Genomic DNA, 15,136 nt, shown 5'->3' on the forward strand with positions numbered 1-15,136 from the left:
CGTGCTCGAAAAGCTCCCCACTTGGCCCAACAAGCGGCTCCACGAACTCTTGCCGTGGAACTGGAAAAAAACCGCATTACCCTGATGGGCGCCAATCCGCAAGGGTGGGTTGGCTGAACGTTTACATACCGGCCAGGCTGGCTACGGCCAGGCCGTAACTCTGGGCGGCTGGACCTTCTTCGACACGGTGCAGAAAAATAACCTGATCGTTCTGGGCGACAGCATCCAGATGCAGATTGCTGAGTTTCGGGTTTTCCAGCTCGGTCAGTTCAAAATAGTGGGTGGCAAAAAGTGTAAATGCCCCGCGCTCCAGCAGGGCTTCTGCGGTGGCCCAGGCAATGGCGAGGCCATCATAGGTGGCGGTGCCGCGCCCGATTTCATCGAGAATGACCAGACTCTGCGCTGTGGCCAGATGCAATATGCGGGCTGTTTCGCTCATTTCGACCATGAAGGTCGAGCGCCCGCCCGCCAGATCGTCGGCGGCACCAATGCGGGTGAATATCTGGTCGATAGGCCCGATAATGGCTTCACGAGCGGGCACCCAGCTGCCGATATGAGCGAGTAGTACGATCAGTGCGCTCTGACGCATGTAGGTAGATTTACCGCCCATGTTGGGGCCGGTAATCAGGTGCATCCGCTGTTGTTCATCAAAATGAAGGTCGTTAGGCACAAACTGACTGCCCATTTGCGCTTCGACGACCGGGTGTCTGCCATCAAGAATGTGCAGACTGTTTTCTGCCACCAGTTGCGGTGCAGACCAATTTAGCGATAAGGCGCGTTCAGCCAGGGTGCTCAGGACATCCAGCTCTGCCACTGCGGTCATGGTGTTCTGCAGGGCTGCAACTTCCGGTATCAGGGTGTCCAGAAGCGTTGTGAACAGCAGACGTTCCCGGCTGAGCGCCAGACTTTCGGCGGAAAGCGCCTGATCTTCGATAAGCTTGAGGGCGTCATTGATGTAGCGTTCGGCATTTTTGGTGGTCTGGCGGCGGCGGTAATCGTCGGGAATTGGTCCCAGATAACTGCGGCTGATTTCAATATAAAAGCCGTGAACCCGATTGTACTGAATTTTGAGCTGGCTGATGCCGGTGCGTTGACGTTCTTCTTGTTCCAGATTACGCAGGACATCCTGAAGATTGTGACTCAGGGCTTGTAAACGATCCAGTTCAGTGTCATGGCCCGTTTGGATATAACCCCCCTCTCTTTGGGTCATGGGGGGCTGGTCGACAATGGCTTTTTCCAGCAGCAGGCGAGTTTCTGCGAATAACCCGATGCGTTTTTGATAGTCATGAAGCGGACTTTGTGCGAAGCGGTGCAGGCTTTCGTGCAGGGCGGGCAGGGCCTGGAGGGTGCTGCGCAATTGCGCCAAATCACGAGGATTAGCGCTGCGTAAGGCAATACGGGTGAGAATGCGCTCGGCGTCGGCGATGCCCTGCAAAGCCTTTTGCAGCGGCTCCGGACCCTGGCCGACTACCAGTGCGCTGACATGCTGCTGGCGCTGCAGCAAATCGGGTCCCTGACGCAAAGGACGTAGCAACCAGCGCCGCAAAAGCCGGGCACCCATGGGCGTGCGGGTTTTTTGCAGCAGAGACAGCAGGGTAGGGCCCTGTTCGTGCAGACTTTCAACAACTTCCAACGCACGAAAAGCGGTGGCATCCAGATACAGCTCATCTTCGGCGCGTTCAGGCTGCAGATGCTGGATCTGAGCCAGACTGCCCCGTAGTTGGGATTCGGCATAATGGAGAAGCGCTCCTGCAGCACGCAGGGCCAGTGGCCAGTCATTGCAGCCAAAACTGTCCAGGCGTTCGCCAAAATAGCGCTCCAGTACGGCTTGACTGCGCCGGGTCTGGAACAGGGTTTTATCCAGACTTTGGGCATGCTTGTTGTTCAGGCTGGTTTTGAGTGGCGAATCTTCGGGAAGAATGATTTCCGCTACAGGACGACGGGCCAGCAGGTCGGCCAAGCCTGTCTGGGGGATTTCCCTGAGCATCAGCCGCCCTCCGGCTGCATCCAGCCAGGCGAGGCCGCAACGAGCGCCTTCTGGACAAATGGCCAGCAGCAGGGGCTCCTGGTGACTATCCAGCAAGGCCCCATCGACAATGGTGCCGGGGGTCAAGACCCGGACAATGGCTCTTTCGACAGGACCTTTGCTGGTGGCAGGGTCACCAATTTGTTCGCCGATGGCGATTTTTTCGCCAAGTGCGACCAGTTTACCCAAATAACCATCGACGCTATGCACCGGAACCCCGGCCATGGGGATGGGTTCTCCGGCGCTGTGCCCCCGACTGGTGAGGGTAATACCCAGCAAGGCCGATGCTTTTTGCGCATCTTCGTAAAACAGTTCGTAAAAATCACCCATGCGGTAAAACAGCAGCGCATCTGGACATTCTGCTTTCAGTCCAAAATATTGCTGCATCATGGGGGTGTGGTTTTTAACTTTTTTAGAATCAATCATTTGTGGTCTATTGTCTAAAACTTGTCTAATTTGGGAACGGGGCTGTCTAAAACTCCGCCAGCTTTGGCGGTACCGCAACCACTGTATCATGTTGCCGAATATAACGTGCGGTCATGCGTGGGTCTGCATGTCCAGCCAGCGCCACAGGATCCAATCCTTGTCTTTTGGCATCCGTCAGACTCTTTGCCCGGAGATCATGCAGATGAGCATCCGGGATACCTGACCGCTCCACGGCGGTGGCCCACATATCCTGTACCGTGGCGTAGGTATAAGGCCGACCACCGCGCTTGACGCTGAACAGGCTCATTGAAGCGACAGATCGGTGCAGAGAGCGAGCAGCTTTGATGGCCCGTTCTAGGTCCGGCGTCATGGCGACGAGAACGCGGCTACCGGTTTTCTCCTGCTCAAAATAAATGCCATCCGCAGACACGTCGGATAGCTTTATTTTCAGCACATCACCAATCCGCTGGCCGGTAAGATAGGCCACCATGATGATTGGTTTAAGGTTTTCCGACGCTGCTGTGTATATGGAATGAAACTCTGCGTCTGTCAGGTAGCGACGGCGCTTGGATTCGGCGTGGCGTTTAATCCCGACGCAGGGATTATAATCCACCATGCCACGCTCCAGCGCGTAGTTGAAGACCAGCCGCAGATAAGACAGCAGCCGGTTCCCCATACTGGGGCGGTCTGCGTAAGCCGACTTGACGGTAGCCACGTCCGCGCCTCGCACTTGTTCTGGAGCGAATTCGGCCAGCATTTCCTTGAGTACCCGGCGGCATTGGTCGTATTGGCTAACGGTATTGGGACGCTTGTTTCGGATGATTTCGACGTGTGCGATTTCAATCAATGCGGGCATCCCGGAATTTGTCGGGGCGGCAAGGGCTGCATAGCGTTGTAGAGCTGTGGGTAAATCAGGAGCCAGGCGCGTCCATTTGCCTTCTTTGACGTACCAGTAGGCACCGTGTTTGGAATAGACGCACGGCGGGAGGTTACGATGGGTTTTGCGCGGTCGCATGTCCTTTGGGGATCCTCACTTGAGGTCTGGAATGTTGTACCGGAGCACCCAGTTTGGCAAGTACCGTTGCTGTCAGTACACGCGGCCTGCCATCTGCGCCAATCTCAAAGGGATACCCATTGGCACGGAGCCACGCGATCTGCTGCGGGCGTCTTTGATAGCCGGTAAGTTCGTAGAGATGATCCTTGCTCAGAAACATTTTCTTTGTCTGCAAATCTGAGTTCTGTTTTTCTGGGTTTTCCAGAGACAGGGACGGGGCAAGGAAGAGTCCTCCAAGTGGCGCGACTTCCTTGATAGTAAACCACAAGAACCACCAAAAGACAATATAAATTTACTTTAGGCGTTTATTCTTCTCTAGCATTTCCTGCATGATCATGTCGAAGAATTGTTTTTTATCCTGAAGAGACTGGAAAAATTCTTTCTTTATAGAATCTGGTAGTCCTTCGTACAAATCCAGTACGGCTTTCTGGTGCGGGGTCATTACCCGGTAAGGGTTGTCTTCCTCGGACATCTCTCCTTTGCCGAGAATGAGCCAATCTATTGATACATTAAGGGCATCCCTTATGGCAATGACATATTCCGGTCTGGGGTCTTTGATTTTTCCGTTTTCCCAAGACCAGACGAGTTGCTTGGAAACATTGATCCTGTGGGCAAGCTCGGACATGGTTAGTCCTGCTTTCTCGCGAGCTAATCTGATTCTGTCACCGGTTGTGGTAGTCATGCCCCATATTGCAATAACCATAAAAAATGTGGTAAATAATAAATTACCAAGAAAGTACAGGAGCATCGAAATGAAAAAATCGACAGCAATTAGAATGTTCGGTACCGGCACGAAGCTGGGCATGGCTATAAACCTGTCAAAACAGGCCATTTCAAATTGGCCTGAAGTGCTGAATACCAGACGAAGCGATGAAATAATCGGCGCGGCACTGCGATTGGGCGTGTCTATTCATGAAATTGGAATAGCCATAGCCGAACCTACAGAACCTTACACTCATGGAAAAAGAATAAACGAACAAAGAGGAAAAGATCAGATCCAGTCCATGAGCTGCTAAGTCAGGGAATGCCAATGACAACACACGCAAAACAACCGCAGCAAAAAAAATCCGGTAAATCCAGACCTTATCACATCTATGGTGTATCAGACACTTACGGGATGCGGCGCTGGCCGGGCAAAAATTTTGCCACTCGTAAGGCCGCAGAGGACGAACGCGAAGACTTGGGGTACATGCGGATCCCAGGGACCGTAGATGACATTGAGCGTTTTATTGTGGTTGACAGCCGTGAACCCGATAAACACTGAAAATCTCTTGAAAAACAAAACCCCCGACGACTGGCGAAGTCTTCGGGGGCTACATCTTTTGGCTGGGCAGCCTTGGTACGATCAGCGTTATGAGAGCAAAAAGAAGATGCTCAACAACAAGCTCAAAAAGGAGCACAACACGGAGCACAACACGGAGCACAACACGGAGCACAACACGGAGCACAACACAACGTGACCGATCTTACCGACACCATTATAGATTCTGGTAAGAACCGTTGCAAGTCTGATTCGATTCCAGAAAGCACCCAGGTCACATTGGATATGGGATGCCCGGATGCGCTTCCGCGCAAACGCTGGGTGCTCAATGATCTAGGCCTATCCCCGGATCTGTATATCCCCAATATTTTATCCCAACCGATGCTTACCCTGTATAGGCTGACGCGCTTAAAAATGACGGAGCGCGTTGTTTTACAGGCACTTTTATTGCACGCCCATTACACCAATCTGGCCGAGCCGGTATTCCCCAGCCTGGAGCGCATTGGTACGATGATTGGCCGGGGCGTCTGCACCGTCAGTACAGCACTCCGTCATCTGCAGCAATCTGGATACATCGTCCGGCAGGTGCGCCGCAAGGCCCATGGCCGTTTCCGTGGCGTCACCCATACTTATTTTACTCCCATGCTGGCAGATCTGGTGCAGATGCCCTATGAACCGCACCATGTCCGCCAAAAAAGCCTGTTTGAGCAAGCGATGTCGGGGTTCAAACAGGTTTGTGGTGTTGTCGCTGAAAAAATAGACCTGAAAAAATGGAGCGCCGCATGGATTCGGCAATGCGAATCGGTGGTGAACAGCCAGTTGTTGAAGAAACTGTCCCTGCCCGCTGAACTCCTGTTTTTGCTGGAAAGAGGCGTGCTGGCCAGTGATCTTTTTCGCTGGCAGAAACAGCTACGGAAAAACCGGTCATCACTGGATCTCACTGGCATTGTCACCCGTAAACGATTTGCGCTGGAGAAAGCCAAAAATGTCGGTGGATACCTCAGAACACTGGTCAGAAAAGTCCTGAACGGCGAGAAGATTCAGGATGGCTGGGAGTGGGAAGCGGATCAGCAGAAAGAATCGGAAGAACCATTGAATATCAACAGATACTATTCAACACCTGTCGCTATTTCAGCGGATTGGGAGCCTTCAAAAGTCTTTGTTGGTATCGCAAAGCGGGCAGGACTGAATGTGGACAGTCCGGACTATCCGAAGGCCTTGCAGGATTTTATCACCTACTGGTCATTCAAGCCCGACGAAACCCGCAGCCAGCATCGCTGGGAGAAGTCGCTGGTGTTCTCCTGGAAACGCTATCTGGCGCAGGAACACGAACCCGAAAAGCCCGAAAGAAAAAAACAGGTGTCCACGCGGCATGACTGGGGAGTGAGCACGAATTATGAAGCATTCATGCACGATGACGGAACCATCAACGATGAAGCACTGGACGCTTCCACAGGTGCAGGAATGTCGCCACCAGGCCATCTGGATGAAGCGGTGCTGATGCCGGATGGCACTTTTTTGCATCGTTATGAGTTGTCTGACGATAGCGAAGTAACGGAAAAGGACAAGGAAAAGGACAAGGAATACGAAGAAAAGGAGGTTTTGTGATGCAGAAATTATGTGTTAGCGGATCCATTATCGAAACTGAAGAACGCACCTGTGAAGTCCACGGGGCGTACACTGCCAAAAAGCTCTGCTTCGGCACCCGTGAAATCTGGTCCGGATGTGCAAAGTGCATGGAGGATGAGGCGCGGAAACAAACGCAGGAATTGGGCGAGCGCCGAAAAAAAGCCAGCATGGATGGGCTTCTCCATCGCGCCGCCATTCCGCCGCGATTCCGAGATTGTTCCTTCGACAGTTATAAGGTGGATGTTACCAATCCCAAGCAGCAGCGGGCGCTGGATTTTACACGGGATTATGCTGCGAGCTTTGAAGAAGCCGTGCGCTCAGGGCGCTCCATGATTCTTTTCGGGGATACAGGGACTGGGAAAACGCATCTGTCCATAGCCATTGCCCACGACATCATCCAGCGCGGTTACACGGCGGTATTCACATCCGTCATGGAAGCCGTCCTGACCGTGCGGGAAACCTATCGGCGGGATTCGCACATGACTGAACGGGAGATCATTGATTCGTTTGTTCGTCCGGATTTGCTCATCCTCGATGAAGTGGGTACGCAGTACAACACAGATTCCGAGCGGGTGATTCTTTTCGAGATACTGAATGCCCGTTATCAACGGGAACGCCCGGTGATTCTCATCGGAAACGAAAACCTGGACGTGATTCGTGCAACAATCGGCAGAAGGATATTTGACCGTTTTCGTACCAATAAAGGCATTGCTGTTCAATTCGCCTGGAACAGCTACCGTACCAGAGTTGGCATCGAAGACCTCGATACGGCTAACGCTGTCGCTCACTAAACAGAAAAGGAAATATTCTTGGGAAACTTACTCATCGTCGAATCACCGAAGAAAGCCAGCCACATCCGGCACATGCTGGGGGATGGCTGGAGTGTGAAAGCCACCCTGGGGCACATCCGTGATCTGCCGTTGACCGGAGAAGCCGCTTATATCCGTCCGCCGGACTTTGCCATGCGCTACGAGATTCTGGATACGAAGCACAAGGAAATCGTATCCGGCCTACGCGCTGCGGCATCCAGTGCGGATACCATATTTATCGCCACTGACCCGGATCGTGAAGGCGAAGGCATCGCCTGGCACGTCTGCCAGGTGCTAAAAATCAAACCGGGTGAGGCTAAACGCATTTCCTATCAGGAAGTGACAGAAAGTGCGATCCGCAAAGCACTGGCCAAGCCCAGACCGGTCAATATGCGCCTGGTGGCCGCCCAGGAAGCCCGTCGCGCTCTGGATCGCATGGTCGGCTGGGAAGTCTCACCGATTTTGAGCCGGTCCATCGGTGCCAAAGCCTCCGCAGGCCGGGTCCAAAGCCCCGCTCTGCGGCTTATCGTTGAGCGCGAACGGGCAATCAAGGCTTTCAAACCTACGCCGTTTTATCAGGTAGTGGCGCACATGCCCGGAGCAAAAGGCGCATGGCGAGCGACCTGGCTGGATGGAACCAAAGAGGGAGAGTATTTCCAGGACAAGAGCTTCGCGCAAGCATTGGCCGATGCTATTCCCTCGATGCCGCTTGCGGTATCCAAGGCGGAATCGAAACCTACACGGAAATCACCCACACCGCCTTTTACGACCAGCTCCATGCAGATGGATGGTGCCCGCGCCCTCAAGATTGGGGTCGATGACATCATGAAAGCAGCGCAGGCGCTGTTTGAAGCGGGTGCCATCACCTATCACCGCACGGACTCCCCAAACCTGTCAGAAGAAGGGGAAACCATGCTGCGGGAAACGCTGAAAAAAATCGGACTACCCGTTGTGGAAACACCCCGGCGCTGGAAAGCCAAGGGGGACGCTCAGGAAGCCCACGAAGCTATCCGGCCCACAAAATCGGATCGGGAAAACGCCGGTGAGGATAAAAACCAGCAAGCTCTGTATGACCTGATTCGCAAGCGGGCGCTGGCCAGCCAGATGCCGGACGCCATTTATCAGCAGACTTCCTGCACGCTGGATGGCGGGGAATTTCAGAAAAAGCCCGCTATATTCCGCGCTGTCGGATCGGTTCTGACGGATCCTGGCTGGCAGGCGCTCTATCAGGAATCTGACGAGGATGCAGAAGACGACGCTAAGGGATCTGAGAAAGTGGCGGCCAATCCGGTACCGAAACTCTCTGTCGGCGACAAGCTCAGTGCAGATCGCGGCGAGATGCTGGCCAAGAAAACCAAGGCACCGCCCCGCTACACGGAATCCACGCTCATCAAGGCGCTGGAAGATCATGGCGTCGGCAGGCCTTCAACCTACGCCAGCATCATCAATGTGCTCTACAAGCGCGATTACATGAAGCGCCGGGGCAAAGCCCCGGCGCTCTATGCCACCGATCATGGTGAATCCGTATCGGATGCGTTGTTGCCCTTTGATTTTTCCGGGCTGGATTACACCCGGCTCATCGAGGACAGCCTGGATGACATCACCCAGGGAAAGATGCCGCCGCGTGATCTGCTCTCCAAATCCTATGCGGATTTGAAAAACACCCTCGATGCCATGCCCGGAGATCCGACCGCCCAGCCTTGCCCGGTGGACGGTTGTGATGGAACGGTCACGCGCCGGGAGAGCAAGAAAAAACCGGGTGCATTCTTCTGGGTCTGCTCCAATCGTGATGCACACGACTTGCTGACCGACAAAAACGGAAATCCCGGAGAACCTTTCGGGGAATCCGGATCAGGACCGGCCAACAGCAACACGGATGGTCCTGCTTGTCCGGAATGCGGGGATCTTACGGGGAAGTACGAAACAAAAAACGGCCATCCCTATTACCGCTGCAGCAAGGGCCACGGTACCTGGTGGGACGATAACGGCGCGATAGGCAAAGCCTGGGAACCATTGCCGGCAGGAAAGGGGAAGAAAACCGGGGCAAGGAGGAAAAAAACATGACTTACTCTGCCCGTCGAATTTCCTGCAACAGTTCAGGATGCTCCCCAAGCAGTTTCAGTAGCAGAACTGTGGACTTGTGGGGCTGGGTTTTGCCGTGCTCATATTCGGAGAAAGCAGATGCCCCCCCGCCAAAAAGTATCCCGGCTTCCTTCTGGCTAAGATGCAGGCGCTTTCGGGCATTACGCATATCTTCGCCTTGTCGGAGTGTGACATCCTTGCGTAATTTCTGCAGGGTATCGGCATACCGATGTGCCTCGCCCTCATCAAATTCGCATTCTCCACAGATGGGACAATGCCATCCTGAAACATCCGCGATGCTGGTGGACACCGCTTCAATGGAAACGCGCATGTCCCTGCGCTCGTGCACCAGTTCCGTACCATCATCGCACTGCAGGCAGAAGCGTTTTTCGGTCATATCAAAGCTCCTTAAACTGAATCACGACGGCTCCAGATCGCAGCGTGACTTTAATGTAGGCCATTTTCCCGTTTGGGCAGGGCGCATGGTACACATCCTGCCAAACCTGGTGATCTGCAAAAGTCGTCATGCTCTTAAACAGCCTTTCCGATTGCAGACCCAGTACAACCGCCATCCCCTCAGCAACAGAAAGCCCCATCTGATCTATTCCCCGCAAGGCCGTGGCAGTAAAAGCATCCAGGCCAAGCCGCGTGATGGTCGCTTTAATTTCCGCCAGGGGATAATGCGGTTTACGTTTTTCCATCGCTTAGAGTTTATGGATTCCATAAACATTTTTCAATGTGGTATATTAGTCACAAATCCAAAAGGAGCAACACCATGCAGATAGATACGAAGTCCAGAAAAGCCATCGAGGACGTGATTAACCGCAGAACTTCCATCGCTTCGATGCAGGAACAACTGAAAGAGGACGTGAAAGCCATCGCAGAATATCTGGATATTAAGCCCGCCAAGCTGAATAAAATCATCAGCTTGGTCGAAAAGGAGCGAGAATCCGGTGATGTCGTGGAAGAAGAACGGGATACGCTGGACACGGCGGCTGATCTCGCGGGGACCAACTCCTCGCAGGATGAAGATGATTAAAAGGTGTGCATCGCTGATTGCCCTGATCGGTCATCCGTTTGCGGCCTTATCCGGCAGGTTATCCACAGAAATTGTGGGTAACAGTTCATTATGAGCCGCTTATCCACAACGGTTGCTGGCGTATTCTCCTACGCGAGCCTGGGGCTGGCCATCCTGTTCGGAGCGCATTGCGCCATCGCGCAACAGACATCGCAGGCGGAAGCGGCAAAGCGGTCAGACCTATTGGCCCATGCCGCCCAGGTTCGGGCGCAACGCATCAGAAAGCTCGCAGGGCCATACGCGCAGCAGGTGGTGGCCGACGCCCGCTTCTTTCATCTGCAGCCGCAGCTCGTGGCTTCCGTGCTCTATGTAGAGAACGGCGGAGATTTTGCGGGTTCAGCGCACCGCATCAGCCAGGCCGGAGCCATTGGCCCCATGCAGCTCATGCCGGTCACGGCCACTCTGCTCAGTGTGAATCCGTACAAGCCCCGACAAAATATCCGGGGTGGAGTCCGGTTTCTCCGGAAGATGCTGAATCGTTTTCACGGAAATACTCAGTTGGCTTTATTGGCCTACAACGAAGGCCCGACGGCAGTATCGGAAGGCAATCGGTATGCACAGGCCGTAGCGTATGCGGAAAAAGTGGTGCGAGTCTGGAAAGGCGGGTCAGGCTTAAAATGAGCAAGGAGATTGTTATGGAAAAAATAGCAAAAAAGCAGGTGTCACCGGAACAAAAAATACCGTTTCACCCGGATCCAAAACACCGGGGCATTCTTTACACCATTCGCGCCGCGCAGATGCAGAGCGTTTTCAAGCCCGTCAACTACATCATGCCTTGTCGCGTGGGCGTTGTGGGTGGCGTATCCGCTGCGGATGTGTACATCGTGGAACCCACGGAAGACAAAACGCCCATATTCCTGAATGTGGGTAACGATCCGGACAAAATGGCAAAGGCAGGGCAAGGCGATCCGCTTTTCCTGGGCCTTATCCAAGCGTTTGTCAGAACCGCCGTGGACCTGGAAACGGAATATCCGTGCATTCCCGAAGATGAGAATATGGTGTGCCTGTTCGTGCGAAACGAAGCCGTGTACGGGCATGATCAGGAATGGGACGGGTGCGGATTTAGATGCGCCATTGGAAAAGCATCCCACAAGGAATTTGCAATGCGATTCCAGAAAGCATTTCCGGCAGGGGCAGCGTCGAACATGCCGGGTGCCGGGCAGACACGGCATTAAGGACAAGTCGAGATATTTTTGACGAAGGGGAAAGGCAATGCGAACAGTTAATGACTTAGAAAATATGATTCATGGCGAGGCCAAGGTGCGGATTTGGTCCAAGGCTGGCCCAGGGAATGCCACAATCAGCGCGTGGCCATCGGCTAAGGTGATCTATATGCACCCGGATTGGCTCGACGAGCGGAAAGCCACAGATGCAGAAGTGAAGGCATGTCTGCTGCACGAACTGGGACACCGCAAAGACTGGGTTTTTACAGCTATCGGCCTATTCCTTGCAGCGGGTTTTTATCTCATGCTGGCTGCCGCACTTTGGGATCTTTTTGTGGCACCGATCCTTAATGCCAATCTGGGTACAGACTTGCCCATAGACCGAGACTGGATCGCTTATGGCATGGTAATGGTAGTGCTGGGTGTGTTGTTGCGCTTGGCTTTGTACGACCATTTGGAACGCAGGGCGGATTTGGCGCAATAGTTAAGCTCCCGCTGAATACTATAGATTTGTTAAAAACTAGGAGATTTAAGATGTTAAAGAGAAGTTTGTTATTGGGTGCTGCATTGGCTTTTTCTACCACGGCTTTTGCGGGGACACCGTTCGCAGGTAAGTGGGAAGCAAGGTTCACCGGAGGAGATCAGGGGCACTGTGCTATTCACATCAAGGCATCTGGCCAGCTTAACGGGGTATGCCACGGACGCAATGAGGGCAAAACACCGTTCCATGTGGCTGGGTTTGTACGCGGTACAATCATCCACTTTGGAATCGCCGGAACGGGCGCAGAGTTTGAGGGATCCCTGAAAGGCGATCATGGAAAAGGTGTCTGGCGCAACACAGGAGATGGCGGGACTTGGGTTCTGAAAAAGGATTGATTACAGGCAGAGATTATCAATCTGGCACGAAGAGGGACGCGAAAGCGGCCCGCACGTTCCCGGACGTGCCCCTCGCCCGTTAGGGCGTGACCCGGCTCGAAGAGCCTGAACTGGCCCGAATGGGCCTGATACGGTCCCGGCGCAAGCCGGGAACCTGTACCCGCCCCGATAGGGGCTGTTAAAACCAATATCCTGCGGTCTTTGGGTGGCGGAGGCTTTAATTAGGAGGCACAAATGGGTGAATCGGAAGTACAACCAAGAAACCTGAATCAAAAACGGATTTCTCGTGCAGAAAAGTATTTCAATACCCGGCGGGAGTGGATGTCGCCCGATCTGCTGATCAATCCCGTTGGGACAATCATTCTTTGGGACGGGAAAGGATGGCAGACCGCGCCATGGCTGTATGATTTCATGGAGATATTACGCAGTGACTTTCTGGATTATGAGGATTTGAGAACGATGATCTCTCTGCCAATACGACAGAATGCCGCAGAATACTGGGATATGGTCATGCTGACTTCTGGGTTAAGTGGAAACTTTGGAAACAAAAAAAGGGCGACATTATGGCCGCAGGAGCCGCCCGTATCCAGTATTTTAGCGATGGATCAGATGGCTTATCCACCAAAAATCATACCTGAAATCTACATAGACTGTATTCCTGAAAGGATGATCAACACGCTGAAGCAGTGTATGGACATGCCCGAAAAGGTCATTTATTGGCGGCCCTCGCAAGCAAATATTGTTGCTATGGAAGCCTTTGATGTGATCTGGGAGGATATGGAAGATGATCTGATTCGATTCCCGGAAGTGCAGTTTGCGGGGCAACCTGAAGATGTAATCGCAATTCTTGGGAAAAAATAGGCAAAGAAAAACCCCAAAGCCGAAGCGTTGGGGTGGAGTAGGGTAGGATCGAAACGTCTGAAGACTCAGGAAATCTCGCCAGTCGTATGCGATACAGGCGAATGGGCGCTGCTGCTTTTCTGGGCTTTACTTGCCTGCTCTGATTTTGCATGGGCATAATCCAAAAATAGATAGAAAGCACCGATAAAAAGAGCTATCCCGATGGCTGTTAGAGCAAAAACGGTAATACCATTCATACAGAACCTGTTCCTATAAACCTGTACAAAGCTGTACAGAGGATTTATCCGCACTTGGTTGACGGGACGAATCCCCCAACTCAAGCCGTTTGACGCTCAGTTGCGCCGGAGAACCGAATCCATACCTTTGAATCGGTTCCATCCACGATAGGTAGTGTGCATTCAGGCTCGTTTCCGATAAAATTCTCAAAAGGATGATGTTGCCATCCCTTCAATCCTTTGCCCTGATGCCCCCTGCCTATAGTGCATCGCAAGACAAACTCCGTCTTGCTCATAACGAATGAGTATAAATATATCTGGATAAGAATCAAGCATCTGTTAATTGATCCTTTTTCTGAGGGCGCAACAATCACTGCGATAATCACCAATGTAGCCCAAACCACGGCTGCCAGGAACAATTCTTCCAGCTTGTTCTGAGCCAGAGATGCTACCGCTATGTACATGGATGCGCCTCTTGCTGCCAAAGAAAGTTCGTGTGACAAAATTCGCCGACGATGTGACGCATAGAAAAACCTGGAAAATATGGATCGACAAAACCTTTCCCAAAAATTATACATGAAAATCCTCCTCGATAACGAATTGCATTAGCAGTTCCAAATGCAAGGGGCTGGACAAAAAGTGTGGAAAGGCAGCCGATAGGCAAAGAAAAACCCCAAAGCCGAAGCGTTGGGGTAGGGGTAGGTTAGTCCGAAGCAGGAAGTTTTAGGGCTTCAAGAATCTGTTTGACGCCCTCACTTTCGTCAGGGCCAAGGCCGTCGGCAAAGCCGAAGGCAATGCTCTCCCAAAGAACATCTCCGCCAATCTTGGCGAAAACACCTGCTTCCAGGATCGAAGCAATACGGACTAAACCCCGCGTCGAAATTGGAGCCGAAAGGTTGCCTGACTCAAAAGCCGAGCGAGTTTCGCCTGCGAGATGAACCAGAATATCGACAATATCTTCAGGCAGATTCGGGCATTTGCCTTTTAACAGATTGGTTTCCTCTTCTGATGTGGGATAGCCCACGTCCACAAAGAGAAATCTATCCAGAACCGCTGCGTCCTGGACATTACGCGACCGATACTGCCCCGTACTGTCACCACGTCCACGAGTATTTCCCGTGAACGCCACCCGAAAATCAGGATGGGGATGAATCACCGCACCCGTTTCAGGAATGGCAAGGGGTGAGCCTTCCAGAACCCTGTTCAGAGTGATGGTGACAGATGGTGGAAGCGCGTCCCCTTCGTCGAAGACTATCCACTCGCCCTCACGCATAGCGCGAACCAGTGGCCCCTCAATAAAGGAGGTCCGACCATCTTCCAAACCGATATAACCAACAATATCGGCTTTCTCGGTCCGCGCATTACAAGACAGCGTTGTGCAACCGTGCCCTAAACGAGCGGCCACTTGTTCGACCAAACTGGTCTTGCCTGATCCGGCTGGTCCGGAGAGGAAAAGACTGGTAGTGATGCTTCCACTGGCCCAGGCGAGCATTTTTCTCAACAAGTCCATGCGAAAAATGTACTCAAATGATGGGCTTGGTGTTCTTTCACCAGCTTTTTTGGCGGGGAAATTCCTGCCAGAAAGCTCCTGAATGCCAAAAGCTGCGCCCAAATCAACCATAATGTTGTCCATAACAATCTCCTTTTGAGTTAAAA

21 protein-coding genes are annotated in these 15,136 nt (G+C 52.8%); 12 read left to right on the forward strand and 9 right to left on the reverse strand.

Going from position 1 to position 15,136, the window contains the following annotated elements:
* Nucleotides 1-121: 121 nt before the first annotated feature.
* The 4 genes from mutS to HJG40_RS06955 all read right to left on the reverse strand — a co-directional run bounded on the left by mutS (nt 122) and on the right by HJG40_RS06955 (nt 4,338).
* A complete protein-coding gene (mutS, locus tag HJG40_RS06940) occupies nt 122-2,452 on the reverse strand; it encodes a DNA mismatch repair protein MutS (protein ID WP_215863506.1) in 2,331 nt (776 codons plus the stop codon).
* Between the two features lie 46 nt (nt 2,453-2,498).
* Nucleotides 2,499-3,467, reverse strand: a complete 969-nt coding sequence (locus tag HJG40_RS06945) for a tyrosine-type recombinase/integrase (RefSeq protein WP_215863507.1) — start codon at nt 3,465-3,467, stop codon at nt 2,499-2,501.
* Nucleotides 3,442-3,666, reverse strand: a complete 225-nt coding sequence (locus HJG40_RS15375) for a DUF4224 domain-containing protein (protein ID WP_226857277.1) — start codon at nt 3,664-3,666, stop codon at nt 3,442-3,444. The genes HJG40_RS06945 and HJG40_RS15375 overlap by 26 nt, the downstream gene beginning before the upstream one ends.
* Nucleotides 3,667-3,798: 132 nt before the next feature.
* The gene (locus HJG40_RS06955; protein ID WP_368355904.1) at nt 3,799-4,338 is read right to left on the reverse strand and encodes a helix-turn-helix domain-containing protein; all 540 of its coding nucleotides are present in this window, start codon (nt 4,336-4,338) and stop codon (nt 3,799-3,801) included.
* Here HJG40_RS06955 and HJG40_RS06960 point away from each other — a divergent pair.
* The 6 genes from HJG40_RS06960 to topA are packed head-to-tail and all read left to right on the forward strand — an operon-like array spanning nt 4,259 to nt 9,269.
* On the forward strand, nt 4,259-4,522 hold the full coding sequence (locus HJG40_RS06960; RefSeq protein ID WP_215863510.1) for a helix-turn-helix domain-containing protein: 264 nt from the start codon (nt 4,259-4,261) through the stop codon (nt 4,520-4,522). The genes HJG40_RS06955 and HJG40_RS06960 overlap by 80 nt on opposite strands.
* Nucleotides 4,523-4,536: 14 nt before the next feature.
* The gene (locus HJG40_RS06965) at nt 4,537-4,770 is read left to right on the forward strand and encodes a hypothetical protein (RefSeq protein ID WP_215863511.1); all 234 of its coding nucleotides are present in this window, start codon (nt 4,537-4,539) and stop codon (nt 4,768-4,770) included.
* 7 nt (nt 4,771-4,777) lie between these two features.
* Nucleotides 4,778-4,966, forward strand: a complete 189-nt coding sequence (locus HJG40_RS06970) for a hypothetical protein (protein ID WP_215863512.1) — start codon at nt 4,778-4,780, stop codon at nt 4,964-4,966.
* Entirely contained in the window at nt 4,963-6,375 is a 1,413-nt protein-coding gene (locus HJG40_RS15380; protein ID WP_215863513.1) for a DnaT-like ssDNA-binding domain-containing protein, read from the forward strand. The genes HJG40_RS06970 and HJG40_RS15380 overlap by 4 nt, the downstream gene beginning before the upstream one ends.
* On the forward strand, nt 6,375-7,187 hold the full coding sequence (locus tag HJG40_RS06980) for an ATP-binding protein (protein WP_226857279.1): 813 nt from the start codon (nt 6,375-6,377) through the stop codon (nt 7,185-7,187). The genes HJG40_RS15380 and HJG40_RS06980 overlap by 1 nt, the downstream gene beginning before the upstream one ends.
* Nucleotides 7,188-7,205: 18 nt before the next feature.
* Entirely contained in the window at nt 7,206-9,269 is a 2,064-nt protein-coding gene (gene topA, locus HJG40_RS06985) for a type I DNA topoisomerase (protein WP_215863515.1), read from the forward strand.
* 1 nt (nt 9,270) lies between these two features.
* Here topA and HJG40_RS06990 read toward each other — a convergent pair whose 3' ends face one another.
* Complete coding sequence (locus HJG40_RS06990; protein WP_215863516.1) at nt 9,271-9,684, reverse strand: type II toxin-antitoxin system MqsA family antitoxin; 414 nt, start codon at nt 9,682-9,684, stop codon at nt 9,271-9,273.
* A 1-nt stretch (nt 9,685) separates the two neighbouring features.
* Nucleotides 9,686-9,988, reverse strand: coding sequence for a type II toxin-antitoxin system MqsR family toxin (locus HJG40_RS06995; protein ID WP_215863517.1), 303 nt, complete (start codon nt 9,986-9,988; stop codon nt 9,686-9,688).
* Nucleotides 9,989-10,062: 74 nt separating this feature from the next.
* Here HJG40_RS06995 and HJG40_RS07000 point away from each other — a divergent pair, with 74 nt between their 5' ends.
* From HJG40_RS07000 to HJG40_RS07025, 6 genes are all read left to right on the forward strand, one after another.
* Nucleotides 10,063-10,326 (forward strand): hypothetical protein, encoded by a 264-nt coding sequence (locus tag HJG40_RS07000; protein ID WP_215863518.1) that lies wholly within the window; start codon nt 10,063-10,065, stop codon nt 10,324-10,326.
* Between the two features lie 90 nt (nt 10,327-10,416).
* Nucleotides 10,417-10,986, forward strand: coding sequence for a lytic transglycosylase domain-containing protein (locus HJG40_RS07005; RefSeq protein WP_215863519.1), 570 nt, complete (start codon nt 10,417-10,419; stop codon nt 10,984-10,986).
* Between the two features lie 14 nt (nt 10,987-11,000).
* Nucleotides 11,001-11,540 carry a hypothetical protein gene (locus tag HJG40_RS07010; protein WP_215863520.1) on the forward strand — a complete coding sequence of 180 codons (540 nt, stop codon included), beginning with the start codon at nt 11,001-11,003 and terminating at the stop codon, nt 11,538-11,540.
* Nucleotides 11,541-11,697: 157 nt separating this feature from the next.
* The gene (locus tag HJG40_RS07015) at nt 11,698-12,012 is read left to right on the forward strand and encodes a M48 family metalloprotease (RefSeq protein WP_215863521.1); all 315 of its coding nucleotides are present in this window, start codon (nt 11,698-11,700) and stop codon (nt 12,010-12,012) included.
* Nucleotides 12,013-12,062: 50 nt separating this feature from the next.
* Complete coding sequence (locus HJG40_RS07020) at nt 12,063-12,404, forward strand: hypothetical protein (RefSeq protein ID WP_215863522.1); 342 nt, start codon at nt 12,063-12,065, stop codon at nt 12,402-12,404.
* 234 nt (nt 12,405-12,638) lie between these two features.
* Nucleotides 12,639-13,265, forward strand: coding sequence for a hypothetical protein (locus tag HJG40_RS07025; RefSeq protein WP_215863523.1), 627 nt, complete (start codon nt 12,639-12,641; stop codon nt 13,263-13,265).
* A 65-nt stretch (nt 13,266-13,330) separates the two neighbouring features.
* On the opposite strand, the gene HJG40_RS07030 is transcribed toward HJG40_RS07025, so the two are convergent.
* The 3 genes from HJG40_RS07030 to HJG40_RS07040 all read right to left on the reverse strand — a co-directional run bounded on the left by HJG40_RS07030 (nt 13,331) and on the right by HJG40_RS07040 (nt 15,113).
* Nucleotides 13,331-13,501, reverse strand: coding sequence for a hypothetical protein (locus HJG40_RS07030; protein WP_215863524.1), 171 nt, complete (start codon nt 13,499-13,501; stop codon nt 13,331-13,333).
* Nucleotides 13,502-13,581: 80 nt separating this feature from the next.
* Complete coding sequence (locus tag HJG40_RS07035; RefSeq protein ID WP_215863525.1) at nt 13,582-14,058, reverse strand: hypothetical protein; 477 nt, start codon at nt 14,056-14,058, stop codon at nt 13,582-13,584.
* 125 nt (nt 14,059-14,183) lie between these two features.
* The gene (locus HJG40_RS07040) at nt 14,184-15,113 is read right to left on the reverse strand and encodes an AAA family ATPase (RefSeq protein ID WP_215863526.1); all 930 of its coding nucleotides are present in this window, start codon (nt 15,111-15,113) and stop codon (nt 14,184-14,186) included.
* Nucleotides 15,114-15,136 lie beyond the last annotated feature (23 nt).

Source organism: Acidithiobacillus concretivorus (genome assembly GCF_018853445.1).
Classification (GTDB): Bacteria; Pseudomonadota; Gammaproteobacteria; order Acidithiobacillales; family Acidithiobacillaceae; genus Acidithiobacillus; species Acidithiobacillus concretivorus.

What these genes read in the sequence shown, in the direction of transcription:
- mutS (WP_215863506.1), bottom strand. Translation starts at nt 2,452, where the DNA reads ATGATTGATTCTAAAAAAGTTAAAAACCACACCCCCATGATGCAGCAA.
- HJG40_RS06945 (WP_215863507.1), bottom strand. Translation starts at nt 3,467, where the DNA reads ATGCGACCGCGCAAAACCCATCGTAACCTCCCGCCGTGCGTCTATTCC.
- HJG40_RS15375 (WP_226857277.1), bottom strand. Translation starts at nt 3,666, where the DNA reads ATGTTTCTGAGCAAGGATCATCTCTACGAACTTACCGGCTATCAAAGA.
- HJG40_RS06960 (WP_215863510.1), top strand. Translation starts at nt 4,259, where the DNA reads ATGAAAAAATCGACAGCAATTAGAATGTTCGGTACCGGCACGAAGCTG.
- HJG40_RS06955 (WP_368355904.1), bottom strand. Translation starts at nt 4,338, where the DNA reads ATGGCCTGTTTTGACAGGTTTATAGCCATGCCCAGCTTCGTGCCGGTA.
- HJG40_RS06965 (WP_215863511.1), top strand. Translation starts at nt 4,537, where the DNA reads ATGACAACACACGCAAAACAACCGCAGCAAAAAAAATCCGGTAAATCC.
- HJG40_RS06980 (WP_226857279.1), top strand. Translation starts at nt 6,375, where the DNA reads ATGCAGAAATTATGTGTTAGCGGATCCATTATCGAAACTGAAGAACGC.
- HJG40_RS06990 (WP_215863516.1), bottom strand. Translation starts at nt 9,684, where the DNA reads ATGACCGAAAAACGCTTCTGCCTGCAGTGCGATGATGGTACGGAACTG.
- HJG40_RS06995 (WP_215863517.1), bottom strand. Translation starts at nt 9,988, where the DNA reads ATGGAAAAACGTAAACCGCATTATCCCCTGGCGGAAATTAAAGCGACC.
- HJG40_RS07000 (WP_215863518.1), top strand. Translation starts at nt 10,063, where the DNA reads ATGCAGATAGATACGAAGTCCAGAAAAGCCATCGAGGACGTGATTAAC.
- HJG40_RS07005 (WP_215863519.1), top strand. Translation starts at nt 10,417, where the DNA reads ATGAGCCGCTTATCCACAACGGTTGCTGGCGTATTCTCCTACGCGAGC.
- HJG40_RS07010 (WP_215863520.1), top strand. Translation starts at nt 11,001, where the DNA reads ATGGAAAAAATAGCAAAAAAGCAGGTGTCACCGGAACAAAAAATACCG.
- HJG40_RS07015 (WP_215863521.1), top strand. Translation starts at nt 11,698, where the DNA reads ATGCACCCGGATTGGCTCGACGAGCGGAAAGCCACAGATGCAGAAGTG.
- HJG40_RS07020 (WP_215863522.1), top strand. Translation starts at nt 12,063, where the DNA reads ATGTTAAAGAGAAGTTTGTTATTGGGTGCTGCATTGGCTTTTTCTACC.
- HJG40_RS07025 (WP_215863523.1), top strand. Translation starts at nt 12,639, where the DNA reads ATGGGTGAATCGGAAGTACAACCAAGAAACCTGAATCAAAAACGGATT.
- HJG40_RS07030 (WP_215863524.1), bottom strand. Translation starts at nt 13,501, where the DNA reads ATGAATGGTATTACCGTTTTTGCTCTAACAGCCATCGGGATAGCTCTT.
- HJG40_RS07035 (WP_215863525.1), bottom strand. Translation starts at nt 14,058, where the DNA reads ATGTATAATTTTTGGGAAAGGTTTTGTCGATCCATATTTTCCAGGTTT.
- HJG40_RS07040 (WP_215863526.1), bottom strand. Translation starts at nt 15,113, where the DNA reads ATGGACAACATTATGGTTGATTTGGGCGCAGCTTTTGGCATTCAGGAG.